This is a genomic window from Micrococcus sp. LASM2_SD2, assembly GCF_057364565.1.
Map to the genome: position 1 here is coordinate 1 of NZ_JBNFOB010000452.1, position 733 is coordinate 733.

The 733-nt window shown below is 75.4% G+C and carries 1 pseudogene; it reads left to right on the forward strand.

Annotated features, from left to right (window positions below):
- Positions 1 to 733, forward strand: a pseudogene (locus tag AC2W7A_RS13060) (hypothetical protein); the annotation flags it as partial.

Sequence of the window (733 nt, forward strand, 5' to 3'; positions counted from 1 at the left end):
CCGTGCACGGGGAGGGGAAGGGCCGTCGTCGTGCACGGCCGGCGGACGCCGGCGACGAGGCCGCGCAGAACGAGCTGGCCCGCGCCGCCCACGGACGGCAGCACTACCGCCTCGTCCCGTGGACCCGGGGTGACGCGGAGCTGAACTACCGCCGTTTCTTCACCATCACCACCCTCGCCGGCGTGCGCGTGGAAGACCCCGAGGTCTTCGCCGCCACCCACGCGGAGGTGGCCCGGTGGGTGGAGAACGGCTGGGTGCAGGGTCTGCGCGTGGACCACCCGGACGGCCTGGCCGACCCCGGCCAGTACGCTGAGCGCCTGCGCGCCCTGTTGCCGGACGGGCCGATCTGGATCGAGAAGATCCTCGAGCCCGGCGAGGACCTGCCCGCCGCCTGGCCCGTGGAGGGCACCACCGGCTACGACGCGCTCGGCGAGATCGACCGCGCCCTCACCCCGGCCTCTGCCGCCGGCACCGCTGAGGAGGACGCCGAACAGAAGGCCCGCTGGGCACAGCTGGTGCTCGAGGCCAAGCGGGACGTGGCCGCCGGTCAGCTGGCCGCGGAGACCGCCCGCCTGGTCCGTGAACTGCGCCGCGGCCTTCCCCGACGACGGCCCCCTCGCCTCCGCCTCGGACGCGGACCTGGCCGCCGGCCCTTCGGGGAGGTCATGGCCCCACCTGCACGTGTACCGCACGTACCTGCCCACCGGCCCGGCGGTCGGCTGGACGGCGCGCT